The sequence below is a fragment of the Paramesorhizobium leguminum genome, assembly GCF_003217235.1.
Lineage (GTDB): Bacteria > Pseudomonadota > Alphaproteobacteria > Rhizobiales > Rhizobiaceae > Paramesorhizobium > Paramesorhizobium leguminum.
In genome coordinates this window covers 53,644-74,878 of record NZ_QJTF01000005.1, presented here as the reverse complement: position 1 = coordinate 74,878, position 21,235 = coordinate 53,644, and the positions used below count along the sequence as shown (strand labels likewise).

General features: G+C 61.2%; 21 protein-coding genes. 13 read left to right on the top strand and 8 right to left on the bottom strand.

Features of this window, described 5'->3' with window-relative positions; genetic code table 11:
- Positions 1 to 54: 54 nt before the first annotated feature.
- The 6 genes from gloB to C7477_RS05770 all read right to left on the bottom strand — a co-directional run bounded on the left by gloB (position 55) and on the right by C7477_RS05770 (position 5,251).
- Entirely contained in the window at positions 55 to 840 is a 786-nt protein-coding gene (gene gloB / locus C7477_RS05795) for a hydroxyacylglutathione hydrolase (RefSeq protein WP_110749981.1), read from the bottom strand.
- A complete protein-coding gene (locus tag C7477_RS05790) occupies positions 840 to 1,508 on the bottom strand; it encodes a septation protein A (RefSeq protein WP_110749979.1) in 669 nt (222 codons plus the stop codon). Before C7477_RS05790 ends, gloB begins: the two co-directional genes overlap by 1 nt.
- Positions 1,509 to 2,792: a signal recognition particle-docking protein FtsY gene (ftsY, locus tag C7477_RS05785; protein ID WP_110749977.1), complete on the bottom strand. Its 1,284-nt coding sequence runs from the start codon at positions 2,790 to 2,792 to the stop codon at positions 1,509 to 1,511.
- A 2-nt stretch (positions 2,793 to 2,794) separates the two neighbouring features.
- Positions 2,795 to 4,078, bottom strand: a complete 1,284-nt coding sequence (gene mtaB, locus C7477_RS05780; RefSeq protein ID WP_110749975.1) for a tRNA (N(6)-L-threonylcarbamoyladenosine(37)-C(2))-methylthiotransferase MtaB — start codon at positions 4,076 to 4,078, stop codon at positions 2,795 to 2,797.
- Positions 4,078 to 4,974: a diaminopimelate epimerase gene (gene dapF, locus C7477_RS05775; RefSeq protein WP_110749973.1), complete on the bottom strand. Its 897-nt coding sequence runs from the start codon at positions 4,972 to 4,974 to the stop codon at positions 4,078 to 4,080. Before dapF ends, mtaB begins: the two co-directional genes overlap by 1 nt.
- 112 nt (positions 4,975 to 5,086) lie before the next feature.
- On the bottom strand, positions 5,087 to 5,251 hold the full coding sequence (locus tag C7477_RS05770; RefSeq protein ID WP_110749971.1) for a DUF1328 family protein: 165 nt from the start codon (positions 5,249 to 5,251) through the stop codon (positions 5,087 to 5,089).
- 347 nt (positions 5,252 to 5,598) lie between these two features.
- Between C7477_RS05770 and C7477_RS05765 the strand changes: the two genes are divergently transcribed.
- The 11 genes from C7477_RS05765 (at position 5,599) to lpdA (ending at position 18,666) form a co-directional block, all read left to right on the top strand.
- Positions 5,599 to 6,168, top strand: a complete 570-nt coding sequence (locus C7477_RS05765; RefSeq protein ID WP_110749968.1) for a protease inhibitor Inh/omp19 family protein — start codon at positions 5,599 to 5,601, stop codon at positions 6,166 to 6,168.
- Positions 6,169 to 6,206: 38 nt separating this feature from the next.
- Positions 6,207 to 7,397, top strand: a complete 1,191-nt coding sequence (gene zapE / locus C7477_RS05760) for a cell division protein ZapE (RefSeq protein WP_110749966.1) — start codon at positions 6,207 to 6,209, stop codon at positions 7,395 to 7,397.
- A 217-nt stretch (positions 7,398 to 7,614) separates the two neighbouring features.
- Positions 7,615 to 8,577, top strand: coding sequence for a malate dehydrogenase (gene mdh / locus C7477_RS05750; RefSeq protein ID WP_110749962.1), 963 nt, complete (start codon positions 7,615 to 7,617; stop codon positions 8,575 to 8,577).
- 104 nt (positions 8,578 to 8,681) lie between these two features.
- Positions 8,682 to 9,875 (top strand): ADP-forming succinate--CoA ligase subunit beta, encoded by a 1,194-nt coding sequence (sucC, locus tag C7477_RS05745; protein WP_110749960.1) that lies wholly within the window; start codon positions 8,682 to 8,684, stop codon positions 9,873 to 9,875.
- A gap of 4 nt (positions 9,876 to 9,879) precedes the next feature.
- A complete protein-coding gene (locus C7477_RS05740; RefSeq protein ID WP_110749958.1) occupies positions 9,880 to 10,251 on the top strand; it encodes a cupin domain-containing protein in 372 nt (123 codons plus the stop codon).
- Positions 10,252 to 10,259: 8 nt separating this feature from the next.
- A complete protein-coding gene (gene sucD, locus C7477_RS05735; RefSeq protein ID WP_110749955.1) occupies positions 10,260 to 11,162 on the top strand; it encodes a succinate--CoA ligase subunit alpha in 903 nt (300 codons plus the stop codon).
- A 193-nt stretch (positions 11,163 to 11,355) separates the two neighbouring features.
- Complete coding sequence (locus C7477_RS05730; protein WP_110749953.1) at positions 11,356 to 14,376, top strand: 2-oxoglutarate dehydrogenase E1 component; 3,021 nt, start codon at positions 11,356 to 11,358, stop codon at positions 14,374 to 14,376.
- A 124-nt stretch (positions 14,377 to 14,500) separates the two neighbouring features.
- Positions 14,501 to 15,739: a 2-oxoglutarate dehydrogenase complex dihydrolipoyllysine-residue succinyltransferase gene (gene odhB / locus C7477_RS05725; protein WP_110749951.1), complete on the top strand. Its 1,239-nt coding sequence runs from the start codon at positions 14,501 to 14,503 to the stop codon at positions 15,737 to 15,739.
- A 236-nt stretch (positions 15,740 to 15,975) separates the two neighbouring features.
- Positions 15,976 to 16,617, top strand: coding sequence for a LysE family transporter (locus C7477_RS05715; RefSeq protein ID WP_110749946.1), 642 nt, complete (start codon positions 15,976 to 15,978; stop codon positions 16,615 to 16,617).
- 23 nt (positions 16,618 to 16,640) lie between these two features.
- A complete protein-coding gene (locus tag C7477_RS05710; protein WP_245411738.1) occupies positions 16,641 to 17,177 on the top strand; it encodes a hypothetical protein in 537 nt (178 codons plus the stop codon).
- A gap of 85 nt (positions 17,178 to 17,262) precedes the next feature.
- On the top strand, positions 17,263 to 18,666 hold the full coding sequence (lpdA, locus tag C7477_RS05705; protein WP_110749944.1) for a dihydrolipoyl dehydrogenase: 1,404 nt from the start codon (positions 17,263 to 17,265) through the stop codon (positions 18,664 to 18,666).
- A gap of 192 nt (positions 18,667 to 18,858) precedes the next feature.
- On the opposite strand, the gene C7477_RS05700 is transcribed toward lpdA, so the two are convergent.
- On the bottom strand, positions 18,859 to 19,323 hold the full coding sequence (locus C7477_RS05700; RefSeq protein WP_110749942.1) for a hypothetical protein: 465 nt from the start codon (positions 19,321 to 19,323) through the stop codon (positions 18,859 to 18,861).
- Here C7477_RS05700 and C7477_RS18935 point away from each other — a divergent pair.
- Both C7477_RS18935 and C7477_RS05695 read left to right on the top strand, forming a co-directional pair.
- Complete coding sequence (locus C7477_RS18935) at positions 19,322 to 19,483, top strand: hypothetical protein (RefSeq protein ID WP_181418356.1); 162 nt, start codon at positions 19,322 to 19,324, stop codon at positions 19,481 to 19,483. The two genes, C7477_RS05700 and C7477_RS18935, sit on opposite strands and share 2 nt — an antisense overlap.
- Complete coding sequence (locus C7477_RS05695) at positions 19,480 to 19,986, top strand: cytochrome b (RefSeq protein ID WP_110749940.1); 507 nt, start codon at positions 19,480 to 19,482, stop codon at positions 19,984 to 19,986. Before C7477_RS18935 ends, C7477_RS05695 begins: the two co-directional genes overlap by 4 nt.
- 10 nt (positions 19,987 to 19,996) lie before the next feature.
- Here the strand turns inward: C7477_RS05695 and C7477_RS05690 are convergent, their stop codons facing one another.
- Positions 19,997 to 20,953 (bottom strand): tyrosine recombinase XerC, encoded by a 957-nt coding sequence (locus tag C7477_RS05690; RefSeq protein ID WP_110749938.1) that lies wholly within the window; start codon positions 20,951 to 20,953, stop codon positions 19,997 to 19,999.
- Between the last annotated feature and the right edge of the window lie 282 nt (positions 20,954 to 21,235).

The window sequence follows — 21,235 nt, the reverse complement described above, 5'->3', positions numbered from 1 at the left end:
AACCCGGCGGCCCATGGCTATTTTCCGATCGAACGGGAGCTGTTCGCTATCCCCTCAAAAATGATCTTTCCGCTTGCGGATCTCGGTGAAGATCTCTTCGTCACTCGCATTTTGCATTCCCAGCTGGGCGCGAATGCGTGGGTCATGCCAGCGCAGGAATGGGTTGGTGGCCATTTCGAGCGCGATCGTGGTGGGAAGCGTCGGCTTGCCCGCCTCGCGCAGGCGGGTGATTTCCTTGGCGCGTTCCTTCAATGCCGGGTTTTCCGGATCGATTGTAAGAGCGAAACGGGCGTTGCTTTCGGTATATTCATGGCCGCAATAAACGACCGTGTCACCCGGAAGTTCAACGAGCCGCGAAAGTGAGCGGAACATGGTGGCCGGCGTGCCCTCGAAAAGCCTGCCACAGCCGAGTGCAAACAGCGTGTCGGCGGTGAACGCCGTTTTGGCCTGCGGAAGATAATAGGAAATGTGCCCCGCCGTATGGCCCGGTGTTTCGATCACATGCACCTCGAAGCGACCGAATTCGAAGCGGTCGCCATCGGAGACGGTGCGGTCGATGCCCGGAATCTTTGCTTTTTCAGCCTCCGGGCCGATGATGGTGAGGCCGAATTTTTCCTTGAGCGGAAGGTTGGCTTCCACGTGGTCGATATGGTGATGCGTGGTGAAAATATAATCCAGCGACCATCCGCGCCGCTTCAGCGCCGTCAGGATCGCCGCCTCCTCAGGCGCGTCGATGGTGGCGGTGAGGCCGCTTTCCGGGTCGTGGATGAGGACCCCGAAATTATCGCTGCGACACGGGAATTGCTCGATTTCGAGCGGCGGGAGCGGAGCGACTGGCATTATTTCTTCTCCCCGATAGGTTCTAAGGAATGCTTCATGATAAGCGGCATCTGGGCAAGCGTGAAGATAACGGTGATCGGCATGATGCCCCACACCTTGAAGGCGACCCAGGTGTCGGTGGAGAAATTGCGCCAGACCACTTCGTTGAGGACGGCGAGCAGCAGGAAGAACAGGCCCCAGCGGAAGGTCAGCTTGCGCCAGCCTTCGGCATCCAGCTTGAACGCTTGGTCGAAGACATAGCCCAGAAGCGACTTGCCGAAGAGGAGCCCGCCGAGCAGCACGCCGCCGAACAGGCCGTTGACAATGGTCGGCTTCATCTTGATGAAGGTGTCGTTGTGCAGCCAGAGCGTCAGCGTGCCGAAGGCGAGGACGACGATGCCGGAGACGAGCGGCATGATCGGCAATGTGCGCGTCATCGCCCATGAGACGATGAGCGCCAGCGCTGTCGCCGCCATGAAGAGCGCGGTGGCGACGAAGATCGGGCCGCCGATGGCGCCCAATGCAGGGAAACGCTCCAGCAGCCATTCTCCGCGCGCATTGGCGAAGAAGAAGACGAGCAGTGGTCCGAGTTCCAGCGCCAGCTTGAGCATGGGCGGCAACTCCTTGCGGATCGGGTCCGACAGGGTTGCCGGATCGGACGGATCGCGTTCGAAGATCGGGTGTTCCATTCATGCCACTCCTGCGATTGCGCGGGCGAAATCCTTCGCGGCGAAGGGTTCGAGATCGTCGACCTGTTCGCCGACGCCGATGAAATAGACCGGCAGCTTGTGCTTGGCCGCGATGGCGACGAGAATGCCGCCGCGCGCCGTGCCGTCGAGCTTGGTCATGACGAGGCCGTTGACACCCGCGATGTTCTTGAAAATCTCGACCTGATTGAGCGCGTTCTGCCCGGTGGTCGCGTCGAGGGTCTGGAGCACCGTATGCGGCGCTTCCGGATCGTTCTTGCCGAGGACACGGACGATCTTGGCCAGTTCGTCCATCAGTTCGGTCCGGTTCTGCAGGCGGCCGGCGGTATCGATGATCAGTACATCGCTTCCCGCCGCCTTGGCCTTTTCCCAGGCATCGTAGGCGAGCCCTGCCGCATCGGCGCCGAGCTTTGACGAGACGACGGGCGCGCCGGTGCGCTCGCCCCAGATGTGAAGCTGCTCGATTGCGGCGGCACGGAAGGTATCGCCCGCTGCCAGCATCACCTTGAGGCCGCCGGCGGTGAGCTTCGCCGCCAGCTTGCCGATGGTGGTGGTCTTGCCGGTACCGTTGACGCCGACGACGAGAATGACATGCGGCTTGTGGGAAAGGTCCAGTTCCAGCGGCTTTGCCACGGGAGCCAGCACCTTTTCAATCTCCTCGCCCAGAACCGCGCGGACTTCGTCGGTGGCGATGTCCTTGCCGTAGCGCCCGGAGGACAGCGCATCGGTGATGCGCATGGCCGTCTCAAGGCCCAGATCGGCCTGGATCAGCACGTCTTCGAGATCCTGAAGCGTCTCTTCATCGAGCTTGCGCTTGGTGAAAATACCGCCAATGGAATCGCCCAATTGCTGCGAGGAGCGCGACAGGCCATGGCGCAGGCGCTCGAACCAGGTCGTTTTCTTTTCCGGCTCTGCGGGAGGGGCTTCCTCTTCGCGCGCCTCGACGGATTTTCCCACCGCGACTTTTTTGGGTTTTGGCGGAACCGGCGCCGGGGCAGGCTCCGGTACTACGGCTTCAGGCTCAGGTTCGACCTGCAGCGGCTCCATGGCGGGCGGCGCGTCGATGGCGATTTCGAATTCCGCAATAGGGGCTTCTTCGGCGGCAAGAACGGGTTGGGGTTCTTCCGCTTCCTCAGGCGCTTCTTCCGGCGCGACAGCTTCGAGGGCCTCCGCGTCCAGCACCTCTTCGGGCGCATTGTCGGCGGGCGTCTCCTCGGCTTGCTTCCTGCCGAAGGAGAATATCTTTTTGATGAATCCGAGAGCCATGGTTACGCCACCTGCCGCTCGGGTTGGGCGGCGATGAGCTTTTCACCGTCATGCCCGGCGATTCGCCGCTCGATGATGGAACCCGGCTCGCCCCCATCGAGGGCAACAAGCGTGAAGCCCTCGGTGCGGCCCAGCCCCTCGCGCTCTACCAGTATTCTCTGCACGGTGCCGTCGAGCTTAGCCAGATGCGCCGTGTAGGCGCGGTCGGCTTCGGCGCGCAGCCGTGCGGCGCGTTCCTTGACGGTTTGGCGCGCTACCTGCGGCATACGTGCGGCGGGCGTGCCTTCGCGGGGGCTGAATGGGAAGACGTGAAGATGCGTCAGGCCGCATTCCTCAACAATTCGCAGCGAGTTCTCGAACATTTCTTCCGTTTCCGTGGGAAAACCCGCGATGATGTCGGCGCCGAAAACGATATCAGGCCTGATCTGGCGCACAGTCTCGCAGAAGCGGATGGAATCATCGCGCAGGTGACGACGCTTCATGCGCTTCAAGATCATGTCGTCGCCCGATTGCAGCGACAAATGCAGATGGGGCATCAGGCGCTTTTCATTTGCCAACGCTTCCATCAGATCGTTATCGGCCTCGATGGAATCGATGGAGGACAGGCGCAGGCGCTGGAGGTCGGGCACTTGCGCCAGGATGGTCTTCACCAGCTTGCCAAGACGCAGGCTGCCCGGCAGGTCCGGCCCGTAGCTGGTCATGTCGACGCCGGTCAGCACAACTTCGAGGTAGCCATTGCCGACGAGACGCTTCACCTGTTCGACCACCGCGCCCATCGGCACGGAGCGAGAATTGCCGCGACCGTAGGGAATGATGCAGAAGGTGCAGCGATGATCGCAGCCGTTCTGCACCTGGACGAAGGCGCGGGCGCGGCCCTCGATGGCGTCGACCATGTGGCTCGCCGTCTCGCGCACTTCCATGATATCGTTGACGCGGACTTTTTCGAATTGGTTGACGCCGAAATCCAGCAACATCCGGTAGGAGTTGGATTTCAGCTTCTCTTCATTGCCGAGAATGAGATCGACCTCGTCCATCGCGGCAAAGTCGTCGGCGCCGGTCTGCGCGGCGCAGCCGGTGACGATGATGCGCGCCTCCGGGTTTTCGCGGCGCGCCTTGCGGATTGCCTGTCGAGCCTGCCGCACCGCTTCGCTGGTGACGGCGCAGGTGTTGAAGACGATCGCGCCGCCCCGGAGTTCGCCCAGTCCGGCGGCGTCGGCTTCGCGCTTCATCACCTCGGATTCATAGGTGTTGAGGCGGCAGCCGAAGGTGACGATCTCGACCGCCATTATGCCATGCCTCGCTCAAGTGACGCGGCGGCGTCGCGCGTCCACGTGCCGGTGGCGGGGTCGAAGCTGCCTGCAAATTCCCATTCCGCCGGGCCGGTCATGATGACATGGTCGTCGCCGCGCCATTCGATCTGGAGCGGGCCGCCGGGCACGGTGACGGTAACGTTGCGGCCGGTGCGGCCTGTGCGGGCGGCGTTGACGGCGGCGGCGCAGGCGGCGGAGCCGCAGGCGCGGGTGAGGCCCACGCCGCGCTCCCAGGTGCGCAGGGTCAATGCGTTATCAGCGGTAACCTGAGCGATGGAGACGTTGGCGCGCTCGGGGAAGATCGGATGATTTTCCAGAAGCGGGCCGAACTTTTCCAGTTCATAGGACCAGACGTCGCGGTCGACCCAGAAAATCGCATGCGGATTGCCCATGGAGGCGACGGAGGGCGAATGCAGCACGGGCGCGTCGATGGGGCCGACCTGAAGTTCGATCCGGCGCGTGTCGGCGAATTCTTCCGCCAGCGGGATTTCCTGCCAGCCGAAGCGCGGCTTGCCCATGTCAACGGAGATGAGGCCATCGGCGTGCTCTTCCGCCGTCAGAATGCCGGCCAGCGTTTCGAAGGTGAAGCGGTCGCGCCCGGTTTCGGCGGCAAGCGCCTGCACAACGCAGCGCATGCCATTGCCGCAGGCCTGGGCCAGCGAGCCGTCGCGATTGATGATTTCGACATAATAGTCCGTGCCGGAAGCCTTCGGATCATGGATCGCCATGATCTGGTCGAACTTCGTCGCCGGATCGCGTGCGAGCGCAATCGCCGCCGCCGGCGCGATGCGGTCGCCGCGTCCACGCATGTCGGCAACGATGATTTCGTTGCCGAGCCCGTTCATCCTGGCAAAAGCCGCTTGCTCGCCCATGGCTCGTCGCTGGTCCCAAAAATTCGCGATATGGGGCTTATATGGCGGAATTGGCCGGGAATTGCCAGACTCTCATTCCGGGCATGGTTTCAGCCTCGTGTCAGGCCCAGTATCAGGCTATGACGATGCCGCCGAAAATAAGCGCAAGCAGGAGCGCGACCAGAACGACGAAGATCAAAAGCTTGGCCCCTGTGGCGGCGGCCCCGGCAACGCCGCGAAAGCCCAGTAAACTGGCTATGGCCGCGATAATCAGCAGAATGACAATCCATTTGATCATGTTTCCAATACCCCTGTGGCGGTTCGGACTGTGCAGCTACATTCGTCCTAACGGGCAATTCACGGTACGGTTCCGCGTTGTGATGCGGAAAAAGGCCTTGATAAGGAGGCGCTGCGGGAGTGTGACATCCTTGTCCCAGTCACGGACTTTTTTAGGCTGGAATGTGCGATCTGGTGCTATAGATGCGACTGATCGGCGCTCGCGGTTGCATTTTCGCCAGCATCGCCATTTTATCACTTCGCTAGGCTCGCATGATCTTATCCATCTGCAACTTTGCGGGATCGTGCTTTAGCATTGACCAAAGGCAGCGTCGGGAATAGAGGCTCGCCTGCGTAGAGGAGATCGTTATGGGTATTTCAAGAACGAGCGGAATTTCGAAGGCGGGTCTGATGAGCCTTGCAGCAGTGGCCGTCCTCGCCGCAGGATGCCAGAGTGAACGGCTTGGCAATCTCGATACGGTTTCGCCGCCACCTCCTCCTCCGCCCTTGCGCGCCGCGCCGGCGGGCAATGTGCAGCAGAGCGCGCTGCCCGCGCCCGGCGCATCGTCGTTTCCTCCCGCGCCTGCCGGCCCCCAGGGCGCCGCTCCCTCCCAGCCCGGGGGAACGCAAGTTGCCAACATCCCGCCGGCTACGGCACCGGATTTGACGCCGGGCAAAGTCGCCGGCGTGTGGAGCGTTTCTGTCGGAGGCCAAACCTGCAAGGTGGCGACGCCGCAGACCAAACTCGGCCAGTATTATCACGCCGGTCCGTTGAAATGCCCGGGTGAACTGGCCAATCTCAAGGCCTGGTCGGTCAATGGCAAGCAGCTCGTCTTCTATGACGTTTCGGGCGGCACGGTGGCACAGCTTTATTCATCCGGCGAGGGCCGCTTCGATGGGCAGACCACCAACGGGCAGGCGATCAGTCTGTCCCGCTGATATCAGATGCAGTGAAGTAAACTACGGACCTGACGGAAATGTCCTTTGACCAAAAGCTGAAGGCGTTTCCTTCCGTGCGCGAGCGTTACGATGCGATGGCGGCGGCCGGGGAGGTGGATCCGGATTCCGCGCAGCTTGCGCTTGCCGACCGGTTCGACCGGTTGATCGAGGAACTCGGCCAAAAGCGGCTTTCCAAGAAGGGGAGCGCGCTCGGATGGTTGTTCGGGCGCAAGGCGGAAAACCGGGAGCCGGTAAAGGGCCTCTATATTTACGGCGAGGTAGGCCGCGGCAAGACCATGCTGATGGACATGTTCTTTGCGCTGGTTCCGGTCAATCGCAAACGCCGGGCGCATTTCAATGATTTCATGGCCGATGTTCATGAGCGCATCCACGCGCACCGGCAGGCCTTCAAGCGAGGCGAGACCAAGCAGGAAGACCCCATTCCGCCGGTCGCCGATGCGCTGGCGGAAGCCGCCTGGGTGCTTTGCTTCGACGAGTTCACGGTGACCGACATCACTGACGCGATGATCCTGTCGCGCTTGTTCAGCGCGCTTTTCGAGCGCGGCGTGGTGCTGGTGGCGACGTCCAACGTCCAGCCGGACAATCTCTATCGCGACGGGCTCAATCGCCAGCTCTTCCTTCCCTTCATCGCGCTTCTGAAACGCCATGTCGATGTGGTCAATCTCGATTCCCGCACGGATTACAGGCTTGAGAAGCTCAACCGCCAGCCGGTCTATGTGACGCCGCTCGGGGGCGACGCGCGGCGGCTGATGGATGCTGCGTGGGAGATCGCGAAGGGTGGGACGGAAGAGCATTCCGATGTTCTAACCGTCAAAGGGCACGACGTTTTGGTGCCGCGCGCGGCGGGCAATGCCGCCCGCTTCACGTTCGGCGATCTCTGTTCCAAACCGCTCGGCGCGTCCGATTACATGGCGGTTATCAGGCGCTATCACACGATCTTCATCGACGACGTGCCCGTCCTCGACTACGCGCGGCGCAACGAGGCCAAGCGCTTCATTCTTCTTATCGACACGCTCTATGATCATCATGCGCGGCTGGTGATTTCGGCGGAGGCTACGCCGGAAAAGCTCTATGAGGCGACATCGGGCACGGAAGCGTTTGAGTTTGATCGAACGGCCTCGCGATTGTTTGAGATGCAGAGCGAGGAATATCTGAAGGAGGCGGAGGCGGGCGATCCGCGTACCGCGCCAGAATTGTCAGGTACTTGAGAAGTGGGCCTCTAAATTGTCACCGGATTGTCAAAGTTAATTGACGTTTACGTAAGAGTTTATAATTCTAACCGATTGAAAATATTGGCAACAAAAGAATCGGTTGAGTTCTTTTTCAAACAGGCCTATCGACCTGCCCAGCTGCTTGAGGCGTTCCTGATGTCGCTGGACGGTTTCAAGCATTTCTTGGCACCACAGTTCAGGGAAGAAAACCAGCATGGCACGCAACAAGATCGCCCTCATCGGCGCCGGCATGATCGGCGGCACGCTCGCGCATCTCGCCGGCCTCAAGGAGCTCGGGGATGTCGTTCTGTTCGATATCGCCGAAGGCACGCCGCAGGGAAAGGGCCTCGACATCGCCGAATCCTCGCCCGTCGATGGCTTCGATGCGAAGTTCACCGGCGCGAACGACTATTCGGCCATCGAAGGCGCGGATGTGGTCATCGTCACCGCCGGCGTGCCGCGCAAGCCGGGCATGAGCCGCGACGATCTCCTCGGCATCAACCTCAAGGTCATGGAACAGGTCGGCGCGGGCATCAAGAAGCATGCGCCCGACGCTTTTGTCATCTGCATCACCAACCCGCTCGACGCGATGGTCTGGGCGCTGCAGAAGTTCTCTGGCCTGCCTGAGAATAAGGTCGTCGGCATGGCGGGCGTGCTCGACTCGGCCCGCTTCCGTTATTTCCTTGCCGAGGAATTCGGCGTGTCGGTCGAGGACGTGACGGCCTTCGTGCTGGGCGGCCATGGCGACTCGATGGTGCCGCTGCCGCGCTATTCGACGGTCGCCGGCATTCCGCTTCCCGATCTCGTCAAGATGGGCTGGACGACGCAAGCGAAGCTCGACCAGATCATTCAGCGCACCCGTGACGGCGGCGCGGAGATCGTCGGCCTGCTCAAGACCGGATCAGCCTATTACGCGCCGGCCGCCTCTGCCATCCAGATGGCCGAAGCCTATCTCAAGGACAAGAAGCGGGTGCTTCCGGTCGCCGCCCATCTCTCCGGCCAGTATGGCGTCAAGGATATGTATGTTGGCGTTCCCACCGTCATCGGCGCCAACGGCGTGGAGCGGGTGATCGAGATCGCGCTCGATGGCGACGAGAAGGCGGAGTTCGACAAGTCCGTGGCTGCCGTCAAGGGCCTCTGCGACGCATGCGAGACGATCGCGCCATCCTTGAAATAAAGTTCAACCGATCGTGATGGTACTCTCGTCACGGTCGGCGCCTATCTCCATCATTTGGAAACGTTCCGCTGATAGCGGCTTGGGCAATCCAAAAAGGACATCCGATGAATATTCACGAATATCAGGCCAAACGCCTGCTGCACACTTTCGGCGCGCCGATCGCCAACGGCGTGGCCGTCTATTCCGTCGAGCAGGCGGAAGAGTGGGCGAAGTCGCTTCCCGGCCCGCTCTATGTGGTCAAGAGCCAGATCCATGCCGGCGGTCGCGGCAAGGGCAAGTTCAAGGAATTGGGCCCCGACGCCAAGGGCGGCGTGCGGCTGGCGAAATCCATCGATGAGGTGGTCGCCAACGTCAAGGAGATGCTGGGCAATACGCTCGTCACCAAGCAGACTGGCCCCGCCGGCAAGCAGGTGAACCGTCTCTATCTCGAAGACGGCGCCGATATCGAGCGCGAGCTCTATCTTTCGATCCTGATCGACCGCACCGTCGGACGTCCGGCCTTCGTCGTTTCGACCGAGGGCGGTATGGACATCGAGGCCGTCGCCGAGGAGACGCCTGAGAAGATCGTGACGCTCGCCATCGATCCGGAAACGGGCGTGACGGAAGCCGATTCGGTGAAGCTCGCCGATGCGCTGAAGCTCGAGGGTGATGCCAAGGCGGATGCGCTGACGTTGTTCCCGATCCTCTACAAGGCGTTCACCGAGAAGGACATGAGCCTGCTCGAAGTCAACCCGCTGATCGTGATGAAGGACGGTCATTTGCGTGTTCTCGACGCCAAGGTTTCCTTCGACAACAACGCGCTGTTCCGTCATCCTGATATCCTCGAACTGCGCGACACGACGGAAGAGGACGACAAGGAAATCGAGGCGTCGAAATACGACCTCGCCTATGTGGCGCTCGACGGCAATATCGGCTGCATGGTCAACGGCGCGGGCCTTGCCATGGCGACGATGGATATCATCAAGCTCTACGGTGCGGAGCCGGCCAACTTCCTCGATGTCGGCGGCGGCGCTTCCAAGGAGAAGGTGACGGCGGCGTTCAAGATCATCACCGCCGATCCGGCTGTCGAGGGCATCCTCGTCAACATCTTTGGCGGCATCATGAAGTGCGACGTCATCGCCGAAGGCGTGATCGCGGCGGTCAAGGAAGTGGGCCTCAAGGTTCCGCTGGTGGTCCGTCTCGAAGGCACCAATGTCGAGCTCGGCAAGAAGATCATCAACGAGAGCGGCCTCAACGTCATCTCGGCCGACGACCTCGACGATGCGGCGCAGAAGATCGTCGCGGCAGTGAAGGGCTGATACGATGCCGCCACGCAAGATCAATCTCGTTGAAGAGGCCGATCGCAAGATCGACAAGGTCTTCGATCCGCATATCGCCGGAGACGTCAACGATTCGCAGGCGAAGGTCGCCAAGTTCGGTGATGAGTTCGATTGGCATGCGCATGAGAATGAAGACGAGGCTTTCCTTGTCTTGCGTGGAAAAATCGCCATCGACTTCCGGGATGGTTCCGTCGAGCTCGGCGAAGGCGATTTCATCGTCGTGCCGCGCTCGGTCGAACACAGGCCGCGCTCGCTGAGCGTGGAGCCCATCGTCCTGATGTTCGAGCCGGCGACCACCCTCAACACCGGGAACGCCAAAAGCGATCTCACCGTGACCGACCTCAAGAGACTCTAGGAAACTCTATGTCCATTCTCGTCAACAGAGACACCAAGGTCCTCGTGCAGGGCCTTACCGGCAAGACCGGTACATTCCACACCGAGCAGGCGCTTGCTTATTACGGCACCCAGATGGTCGGCGGCATCAACCCGAAGAAGGGTGGAGAGACGTGGGCAGGATCGAAGGGCGAAAGCCTGCCAATCTTCGCCACGGTGGCCGAAGGCAAGCAAGCAACTGGTGCGAATGCATCGGTCATCTATGTGCCGCCCGCAGGCGCCGCTGCCGCGATCATCGAGGCGATCGAGGCGGAAATCCCGCTCATCGTCTGCATCACCGAGGGCATTCCCGTCATGGACATGGTCAAGGTGAAGGCGCGGCTCGACAAGTCGAATTCGCGCCTGCTTGGGCCGAACTGCCCCGGCGTGCTGACGCCTGAGGAGTGCAAGATCGGCATCATGCCGGGCAATATCTTCAAGAAGGGCTCGGTGGGTGTTGTTTCGCGCTCGGGCACGCTTACCTATGAAGCAGTGTTCCAGACGTCGAACGAAGGCCTCGGCCAGACGACGGCGGTGGGCATCGGCGGCGACCCGGTCAAGGGCACGGAGTTCATCGACATCCTCGAGATGTTCCTTGCCGACGACGATACCAAGTCGATTGTGATGATCGGCGAGATCGGCGGTTCGGCGGAAGAGGATGCGGCGCAGTTCCTGAAGGACGAGGCCAAGCGTGGGCGCAGCAAGCCGATGGTCGGCTTCATCGCCGGCCGCACGGCCCCTCCCGGACGCACCATGGGCCATGCCGGCGCAGTCATCTCCGGCGGCAAGGGCGGCGCGGAAGACAAGATCGCGGCGATGGAATCAGCGGGCATCCGCGTTTCCCCGTCGCCGGCACAGCTCGGCAAGACGCTGGTCGAGGTGCTGAAAGGCTAAGACATTAAAGGCATAAGGCAGCGGGGACAGTCAGATAGACTGTCCTGTTGCCTTATTGCCCTACTGTCCGGTGAAAGTATCAAGGGAGTAAGGCGTAGGGTAGTAAAGGAAATATTGGCGATATATTGCCTTGTTACTTTACCGAACTATCCCACCCTTCAAAGGAGACGGAGCGGACACTCCGGCAAGACACATGGCACGGCAGGAACAAGCCCCAGAACGGGCCAACGACCTTTTCGCTCTAACTTCATTCCTCTATGGCGGTAATGCCGACTATATCGAGGAACTGTACGCGAAGTATAAGAACGATCCGGCATCGGTCGATCAGCAATGGCGGGATTTCTTCGCCAATCTTCACGATGACGCCGAGGATGTGCGGAAGAATGCGCAAGGCGCGTCCTGGACGAAGCCCAACTGGCCGGTGGCGGCCAATGGCGAGCTCGTCTCCGCGATCGACGGTAATTGGGGCGAGGTCGAGAAGCACATCGCCGACAAGCTGAAGGCGAAGGCGGGCAAGCCTGCCGCGAATGGCGCGGCCGCGCCTGTCATCGACGAGGCTGCGATCACCAATGCGGCGCGGGATTCGGTCCGCGCCATCATGATGATCCGCGCCTACCGGATGCGCGGTCATCTCCATGCCAATCTCGATCCCTTGAATCTTGCCGAGCCGCCGGAAGATTACAAGGAGCTGGCGCCGGAGACCTATGGTTTCACGCCGGCCGATTACGACCGCAAGATATTCATCGACAATGTGCTGGGTCTCGAATACGCGACGATCCCGCAGATGATCGATATCCTCAAGCGTACCTATTGCTCGACCATCGGCGTCGAGTTCATGCACATTTCCGATCCTGCGGAAAAGGCGTGGATCCAGGAGCGCATCGAAGGGCCGGACAAGGGCATCGCCTTTTCGGCGGAAGGCAAGAAGGCAATCCTGTCGAAGCTGATCGAGGCTGAGGGATTCGAGCAGTTCATCGATGTCAAGTACAAGGGCACCAAGCGCTTCGGCCTCGACGGCGGCGAATCGCTCATCCCGGCGCTGGAGCAGATCGTCAAGCGCGGCGGGCAAATGGGCCTGCGCGAGGTCGTGCTCGGCATGGCGCATCGCGGGCGTTTGAATGTGCTTTCCCAGGTAATGGCGAAGCCACACCGCGCCATCTTCCACGAGTTCAAGGGCGGTTCCTATGCGCCCGACGACGTGGAGGGTTCGGGCGATGTGAAGTACCATCTGGGCGCTTCCTCGGACCGTGAATTCGACGGCAACAAGGTTCATCTGTCGCTAACGGCGAACCCGTCGCATCTGGAAATCGTCAACCCTGTCGTGATGGGCAAGGCGCGCGCCAAGCAGGATCTGCTTGCCGGGCGCGGCACCCGCGACGAGGTGGTGCCGCTCAGCGAACGCGCCAAGGTGATGCCGCTGCTGCTGCATGGCGACGCGGCCTTTGCCGGCCAGGGCGTGGTGGCGGAGTGCTTCGGCCTTTCCGGTCTCAAGGGCTACCGGGTCGGCGGCACGCTGCATGTGATCATCAACAACCAGATCGGCTTCACGACCAATCCCGCCTTCTCGCGCTCCTCGCCCTATCCCTCCGATGTGGCGAAAATGGTGGAAGCGCCGATCTTCCATGTCAATGGCGACGATCCGGAAGCGGTGGTCTATGCGGCGAAGGTTGCGACCGAATTCCGCATGATCTTCCACAAGCCCGTCGTCCTCGACCTGTTCTGCTATCGCCGCTTCGGCCACAATGAAGGCGACGAGCCGGCGTTCACGCAGCCGTTGATGTACAAGGAAATCCGCGCCCACAAGACCGTGGTGCAGCTCTATGGCGACAAGCTCATCGCCGAGGGCCTGCTGACGCAGGACGAGATCGACAAGATGAAGGCCGACTGGCGCGCGCGTCTCGAGACGGAATTCGAGGCGGGCCAGAGCTACAAGCCGAACAAGGCCGACTGGCTGGACGGCGCGTGGTCTGGCCTTCGCAAGGCCGACAATGAGGACGAGCAGCGCCGCGGCAAGACGGCGGTGCCGATCAAGACGCTGAAGGAAATCGGCAAGAAGCTGGTCGAAGTGCCCGATGGCTTCCATGTCCATCGCACCATCCAGCGCTTCCTCGACAACCGCGCCAAGATGATCGAGACGGGCGAGGGCATCGATTGGGCAACGGCGGAGGCGCTTGCCTTCGGCTCGCTTGCGGTTGACGGCCATCCGATCCGCCTGTCGGGGCAGGATGTCGAGCGCGGCACCTTCTCGTCACGCCACTCCGTGCTCTACGATCAGGAGAGCGAGCAGCGTTATATCCCACTCAACAATCTGCAAAAGGGGCAGGCGCTCTATGAGGTCATCAACTCGATGCTCTCGGAAGAGGCGGTGCTTGGCTTCGAATATGGCTACTCGCTCGCGGAGCCGCAGGCGCTGACCCTGTGGGAAGCGCAGTTCGGCGATTTCGCCAATGGCGCGCAGGTGGTGTTCGATCAGTTCATCTCGTCGGGCGAACGCAAGTGGCTGCGCATGTCCGGTCTCGTCTGCCTTCTGCCGCATGGCTATGAGGGGCAGGGGCCGGAGCATTCGTCGGCGCGTTTGGAGCGCTGGCTGCAGATGTGCGCCGAAGACAACATGCAGGTGGCCAACGTCACGACGCCGGCTAACTATTTCCACATCCTGCGCCGCCAGATGAAGCGGGATTTCCGCAAGCCGCTGATCCTGATGACGCCGAAGTCGCTGCTGCGCCACAAGCGCGCCGTATCGACGCTGGCGGAGATGTCGGGCGAGAGCACCTTCCATCGTCTCCTTTGGGACGATGCGCAGTATCTCAAGGACCAGCCGATCAAGCTGCAGAAGGATTCGAAGATCCGCCGTGTCGTCATGTGCTCGGGCAAGGTCTATTACGACCTCTACGAGGAACGCGAGAAGCGCGGCATCGACGATGTCTACCTGCTGCGCATCGAGCAGCTCTATCCGTTCCCGGCCAAGGCGCTGATCACCGAGCTCCAGCGTTTCCGCAACGCGGAGATGGTGTGGTGCCAGGAAGAGCCGAAGAACATGGGCGCCTGGTCGTTCATCGATCCTTATCTGGAATGGGTACTCGCCCATATCGACGCCAAGCACCAGCGGGTGCGCTATACCGGTCGTCCGGCGGCGGCCTCGCCGGCGACGGGCCTCATGTCGAAACACATCGCGCAGCTTGAAGCATTCCTCGAAGATGCTCTAGGCTCTTAGAGCGGGATATCCCGCTCTAATCTTTCTAGCCGCATGATCTTATCCGAAAAGTCTGCAACTTTTCGGGATCATGCTCCTGATACCAATACAACCGAACAGACCGATCAAACGGAAGAGCAAGATCATGGCGACCGAAATCCGCGTTCCCACTCTCGGGGAATCCGTCAGCGAGGCAACCATCGGAAAGTGGTTCAAGAAGGTGGGCGACGCGATCGCCGCCGATGAACCGCTGGTCGAACTCGAAACCGACAAGGTGACGGTGGAAGTGCCGGCGCCCGCAGCCGGAACGCTTGGCGAGATCGTCGCCAAGGAAGGCGATACGGTCGATGTTGGCGCACTGCTTGGCATGATCGAGGCCGGCGGCGCGGCAGCCGCTCCGGCGGCGAAGAAGGAAGAGCCCAAGGCGGCTACCGCCGAGGCGCCGAAACAGTCCGCTCCGGCGGCGACGCCTGCGCCTTCCGCTTCCGGCCCGGCAATGGCTCCGGCTCCATCAGCCGCCAAGCTTCTGGCGGAATCAGGCGTCTCCGCCGGTCAGGTCGAAGGTTCCGGCAAGCGCGGGCAGGTGCTGAAGGGCGATGTGCTGGAAGCGCTGTCAAAGGGTTTTGCGACCCAGCCTGCGGAAGCGCCGAAGGCCGCCCGCGCACCGTCCACGGCCACGGATGAAGCCCGCGAAGAGCGGGTCAAGATGACCCGCCTGCGCCAAACCATCGCGCGCCGCCTGAAGGATGCGCAGAACACGGCGGCGATGCTGACCACCTTCAACGAGGTGGACATGCAGCCGGTCATGGAACTGCGCAACCGCTACAAGGATCTGTTCGAGAAAAAGCATGGCGTAAAGTTGGGCTTCATGGGCTTCTTCACCAAGGCGGTGACCCATGCGCTGAAGGAAATCCCGGCGGTCAATGCGGAGATCGACGGCAACGACATCATCTACAAGAACTATTGCAACATCGCCGTTGCTGTGGGCACCGACAAGGGGCTGGTGGTTCCGGTGGTGCGCAATGCCGACGAGATGTCGATAGCCCAGATCGAGAAGGAAATCGGCCGGCTCGGCAAGGCGGCGCGTGACGGCCAGCTTTCCATGGCGGACATGCAGGGCGGCACCTTCACCATTTCGAATGGCGGCGTCTATGGCTCGCTGATGTCAACCCCGATCCTCAACGCGCCGCAGTCCGGCATTCTCGGCATGCACAAGATCCAGGAGCGTCCGGTGGTCGTCGGCGGACAGATCGTCATCCGTCCGATGATGTACCTCGCGCTGTCCTATGACCATCGCATCGTCGATGGCAAGGAGGCGGTGACGTTCCTCGTGCGGGTGAAGGAGACGCTGGAGGATCCGGAGCGGCTGGTGCTGGATTTGTAAGCGGTTCTTGTTTTGATGATGTCGCTCGTCACCCACCCCCCTCTGCCCTGCCGGGCATCTCCCCCTCAAGGGGGGAGATTAGCGGGCATTGGTGATGGCGCACTTTCTGCACCGTTTGTGATTGGCGGAGAGGGTATTCATAGCCAATCTCCCCCCTTGAGGGGGAGATGCCCGGCAGGGCAGAGGGGGGTATTTAGCACCATCGGCTTCATCGTACCCGGACCCGGAGAACAATCATGACACACTACGTGATCGAGTTTGCCGGGCTGATGGCGGTGTGGGCGGTTCTGGTCGTATCGCCGGGGGCTGATTTCGCGGTTGTCGTGCGCCAGAGCATCGTGCATGGGCGTCGGGCCGCCATTATCACCAGCATCGGCATCGGCTGCTCTATCCTCTTTCATATCGGTTATACGATCCTTGGCCTCGGCCTGATCGTATCGAAATCGCTGTTTCTATTCTCCGTCATCAAATGGGCGGGCGCGGCCTATCTGATCTATCTGGGTGTGAAAGCGCTGCGAGAGAAAGAGACTCACACGCCCGAGATCGCTGCCGAAATCGGGCAGGATGTAAAACAAATTTCCGCCTGGCGCTGCTTCCTCATGGGCTTCGTCACCAACGCGCTTAACCCGAAGGCGGTGCTGTTCTTCCTTTCGCTGTTTTCCTCGCTCGTCAGCCATGAGACGCCGATTGCCGTCCAGGGGATCTACGGGCTGCTCATGGCGGTGTCCCTGATCGCCTGGTTCGTGGGGGTCTCGACCTTCTTCACGCTCGCCTCGGTGCGGGAGCGTTTCATGGCCTGGGGCCGCTGGTTCAACTGGGTGACCGGCATGGTGTTCATCGGCCTTGGCGTCCGGCTTGCCTCGCAACAGGCCAATTGAACGGAAGAGAGGGCGGAATGCGCATGAAGGGCATAGCTTCCAAAGTAGCATTCGTGGCGGCGTTTGGCGCGAGCCTCGTGGCGCCCCTCTCGGCCTATGCCGCCTGCACGCAGGACCGCGCGATTTATAGCGATCGAGATGATCATTATACGCTCGCCTTCAAGCCCGCGCCGGAAGACCTGCCGGCCGTCACATCCAACGAATTCACCATCACGCAGAAAAGCGATGCGGACCAGAAGAGCGCCTTCAAGCTCGACGGCGTGGTGATGTGGACGCAGGGCGTGGCGCGGCCGGAGGGCACGGTGATGTACAATTGCCCCGATGGAGACGTGACGGGCGATGAACTGGAAGCCTGCATGGTCTGGCAGGGCGTGATCTACGCGCTGAAAGAGGGAGCGGAGGCTGGCCTTCTGCCGAAGGCGAAGGAGCCGGCGGCGCAGGCGCTGCTGCTGCCCGATTTCGCCGGCTCGCTCGATGCGTTCGATTTCGGCGCGGCCAAGCCCGCCGAACCGCTGTCGTGGGAAGTTTTTCGTTTCAAGGAATGCGCGCCTGAGAAATAGGCGGTGTTTGTTTAAGCTGCATGATCTTACCTGGAAGTCTGCAACTTTTCGGGATCATGCTAACTGTCAAATAGAGGATAGCTCAATGTCTTACGATGTCGTCGTCATCGGAACCGGCCCCGGAGGGTATGTCGCAGCCATCAAGGCGGCACAGCTCGGCCTCAAGGTGGCCGTGGTGGAGAAGCGCAAGACGTTCGGCGGCACCTGCCTGAACATCGGCTGTATTCCATCCAAGGCGCTGCTCCACGCCTCGGAAGTGTTCGCCGAGGCGGGCCATTCCTTCGACGCGCTCGGTGTGGAAGTTTCGCCGAAGCTCAATCTCACGAAGATGCTGGCCCACAAGGACGCGACGGTGAAGGCCAATGTCAACGGCGTTGAGTTCCTGTTCAAGAAGAACAAGATCGACACGTTCATCGGCACCGGCAAGGTTGTTGGCGCCGGCAAGGTTTCGGTGACCGGCGACGATGGCTCCGTCCAGGAACTGGAGACGAAGAACATCATCATCGCGACGGGTTCGGATGTGGCCGGCATTCCCGGCGTTGATGTCAAGTTCGATGAAAAGACTGTTGTCTCCTCCACCGGCGCGCTTGATTTCGACAAGGTGCCGGGCCATCTCGTCGTCGTCGGCGGCGGGGTGATCGGGCTGGAGCTCGGCTCCGTCTGGGCGCGTCTTGGCGCGAAGGTGACGGTGGTCGAATTCCTCGACAAGGTTCTGGGTTCCATGGATGGGGAGGTTTCCCGCCAGTTCCAGCGCATGCTGGAGAAGCAGGGGATCGAATTCAAGCTCAGCGCGAAGGTGACCGGCGTCGAGAAGCAAAAGAAGGGCGTCAAGGTGACCTTCGAGCCGGTCAAGGGCGGTGACAAGGAAACCATCGACGCCGATGCGGTGCTGGTCGCGACCGGTCGCAGGCCCTATACGGACGGCCTGGGACTGGAGGCCGCCGGCGTTGCGCTTGACGAGCGTGGCCGGGTGGCGACCAATGACCATTGGCAGACCAACGTGCCCGGCATCTATGCCATCGGCGACGTGGTGAAAGGCCCGATGCTAGCGCACAAGGCGGAGGATGAGGGCGTCGCGGTGGCGGAAATCATCGCCGGCCAGGCGGGGCATGTGAATTTCGACGTCATCCCGAGTGTCGTCTACACGCAGCCGGAAGTGGCTTCCGTCGGCAAGACCGAGGAAGAACTAAAGGCGGCGGGCATCGAATACAAGGTGGGCAAGTTTCCCTTCACCGCCAACGGGCGCGCCCGGGCGATGCAGCACACGGACGGCTTCGTGAAAATCCTCGCCGACAAGGCGACGGACCGCGTGCTCGGCGCGCATATCCTTGGCTACAATGCGGGCGAGATGATCCACGAACTGGCCGTGCTGATGGAATTCGGCGGCTCATCCGAAGATCTGGGCCGCACCTGCCACGCGCATCCGACCATGTCGGAAGCCGTGCGCGAGGCGGCGCTGGCGACGTTTGCCAAGCCGATCCATATTTGAGCGACTCTTACCCTCCCCCTTGCGGGGAGGGTCGGACGAAGTCCGGGGTGGGGGTGGTGGAGTATCGAGCACAATCGTCTCCACCCCCATCCGTCCGCTTCGCGGACACCTTCCCCGCAAGGGGGAAGGAGGGCGTCGCGCAGGATCACTCCGGGCTTTTGTTTAAAGTTTGCAACTTTTCGGGATCATGCACTAACCGGGAGCCGGTGCTGTCGGCGTCGCTGGTTGCGGTGGCGGCGGGGCGCTGGCCATGTCGCCGCTGGAATAGACATAGTACAGCGCGCCTAGAATGATGACGAGCAGAACCGCAGCCCAAAGATACGTGCTGCTGGCTATGCCTCCGCCGGGTGCGCCGCTATCCATGGGTCGCGGTCGATCCACGAGTGGATCGTCGATTGGGGGGGTTCTTCCCGGCTGCAGGTTGGGGTCGAGGGGGTCAACCATTGCGCTCTCCTCCGGTTGATTGCTCCATGAACGGACAACGCCAAAGCTCCGGATTCGTTCCGGTCCGGGAAGAGAACCAGCGAATTGAGGAACGGGGACAAATGTTAGAAGCGACAGGAGGCTGGTAAAGTAATCTCCGCGAGTCCAAAGATAAAAATTGAAAAAGGTGAGAATATATTCTACTTTTTCTTCGTCTTTATCGGGTAAATTCATGGACAAGAAGATTCATCTCATCCCGCCGGCAATGATGGACGACGCGATTCGAGAGGCCCTCGGCGATCCGCGGCCCGAAATTCCCGCCGATGCTGTTTTCGACCGTCTCGAACGCCAGCACGCGAAGCGTATGAAGAGCAGCGAGAGAGGTGGAGCCTGATACATCCAGCGCCAGTTTCGTTCTCACCCGCCCAGCGCATTTTGCACTGGACCATGGCGCTCCTGATCCTGTTCAATCTGCTCTTCCCTGATGGAATGGTAATTTGGGCGCGGGCTTTTTTCAGTGGGCGAACGCCTACGTCGGAACAGGTAAGCGCCGCGAATATCCATGCCTATGTGGGTATCACCGTATTGCTGCTCGCGTCGATCAGGCTGTGCCTGCGGTTCATTCAGGGCGTACCGCCGGAGCCACGGGAGGAACCTGCCTTTATCCGTGCGGTGGCGAGAATCAGCCATTGGGCATTTTACGCGCTGTTTTTTATTATGCCCCTCTCAGGCATCGCCGCCTATTATTTCGGAAGCAAGGGCGCTGCCTTCGCGCATGGCGGGCCGATCAAGACGCTGATGTGGGTTCTGATCGTGGCCCATATCGCCGGGGTGCTGGTGCACCAGTTCTACTGGAAGACCGATTTGCTGAAGCGGATGACCAGCGGCGTCAATTGATCGCAAATCCTTACGCCCGTGGATGGGCCTTGTCGTAAATCTCCAGAAGCCGGGCAGTATCCACGCCGGTGTAGATTTGTGTTGTCGATAGGCTGGCGTGGCCCAGCAACTCCTGGATGGCGCGCAGGTCGCCGCCGGCGGCGAGGAGATGCGTGGCGAAGGAATGGCGCAGGGCGTGCGGGGTCGCCGTGTCGGGAAGATTGAGCGCGCTGCGCAGCTTCTGCATTTCACGCTGGATGATCGCCGGCTGAAGCGGACCACCTCTTGCGCCGCGAAACAGCGGTGTGCCCGGTGCGAGGTCATATGGGCAGAGGCGGCGATAGGTTTCAACCGCGCGGTGGATGACGGGCAGAAGCGGCACGAGCCTTGTCTTGCCGCCCTTGCCCTTGATGGGGATAGAGCGGGCGGTGGCGTCGGCAAGGTCTCCGCCGTCGAGGCCCAGCGCCTCGGAAATGCGCAGGCCGCAGCCGTAAAGCAGCGTCAGCACGGCGGCATTGCGCGCGGCGATCCACGGCTCTTCCGCCAGTTGCTCGCTGCTATCCACGACGCGCCTGGCATCGATTGTTCCAAGCGGCTTGGGCAGGGACTTCGGCTGGCGCGGGGCGCGCATGGCGGCAGCGCCGGCGGCGTTCGCAAGACCCTGCTTTTCCAGATGGCGCAGCAGCGAGCGAATGCCGGCGAGGCCGCGCCCCAGCGTACGCGCGCCCGCGCCGCCATTGCGCCGGTTCGCCAGAAAGGAACGCAGGTCGGCGACGCGCAACGAACTCACATCGCTCAACGAGGGCGGACCGCCCAGATGGCCGGTCATGAAATGCAGGAATTGCCGCGTGTCGCGCTCATAGGCATCCAGCGTGTTTTGGGCGAGGCGGCGTGTATTCTTCAGCGAATTCAGCCATTCGACGCGGGCCGCCAGAAGATCGTCCTGGGCCGGCACGAGGAATTCGGTTTGGGTGAGGCTGGCTGTCATCGGGATCGCTTCGCTTGCGGCAGTTGTGTTTTAGAGTCTGAAACAGCGGCTTCTCTCGCCGTCATTCTCGGGCTTGTCCCGAGAATCTACCGTGGCCTAATCTCTCAGGACGGTAATCGCTTATCTTTCCCTTACGGCAGATTCTCGGGACAAGCCCGAGAATGACGGCAGGACTATGCGCCTTACCCGACCATGCCATGGAGATGTTACAGAGTGGTTGCTTGAGATATTGGCGATTTGCTCGCGATTAGGGTAAGGCGATAGAGAATTGCAATATTGGAA